At 48.3% G+C, this 829-nt stretch carries 1 pseudogene; it reads right to left on the bottom strand.

Going from position 1 to position 829, the window contains the following annotated elements:
• A pseudogene (gene copA / locus ACWHAR_RS25360) lies at positions 1-829 on the bottom strand (copper-exporting P-type ATPase CopA); the annotation flags it as partial.

Here is an 829-nt window from a genome sequence, read left to right as displayed (position 1 = left end):
GAAGAGCCCCATGCTCAACCTGTTCGCTCTCCATTAATTTTCTAGTGCCGACGAGAATGCTTTTTCCTCCGGCTTCAGCCAAAATGCCTGCGCCGACTTTTGCTTCAAAGCGGGTAAGTTTCGGTATCTCAAGCCCTTTATCTTTCACGCCAGCAATAATCGCTTCGCCAAGCGGATGCTCTGATCCCGTTTCGGCTGCCGCTGCAAATTGAAGCAAATCTTTTTCTTCAAAACGGCCGAATGGAATGGCATCCGTCAGACGCGGCTTCCCGTTTGTCACGGTTCCGGTTTTATCAAGAACAATTGTATCGAGACGATGTGTTTTTTCTAAATGCTCGCCGCCTTTAAATAAAATCCCGAATTCAGCAGCGCGTCCAGATCCAGCCATTATGCTCGTCGGAGTGGCAAGACCGAGGGCGCAAGGACAGGCAATGACAAGAACCGCAATGAACTTGCTGATCGCTTCGGCAAAATCGCCAGGAGCCGCCCAAAGATACCAAATGAGAAAAGTGAGAACGGCAATCCCCAATACAATGGGAACAAAAATACCTGAAATCTGGTCAGCGAGACGCTGGATCGGTGCTTTTGACCCTTGTGCTTCCTCAACAATTTTGATGATATGAGAAAGCGCAGTATCCTTTCCGACGTTGACAGCTTTAATTTTCAGAAAGCCGTTTGCGTTAACGGTTGAACCTGTCACGCTGTCACCAGGATTTTTGTCAACAGGAAGACTTTCTCCTGTAATCATCGATTCGTCAACCCCTGAACGGCCTTCAACCACTTCTCCGTCGACAGGAATTCGTTCGCCAGGTTTGACGTAAACAATGTA

This window comes from Bacillus sp. LR--39 (assembly GCF_053613335.1).
The sequence above is the reverse complement of the archived record's forward strand: the minus strand, read 5'-3'. Positions and strand labels throughout refer to the sequence as shown.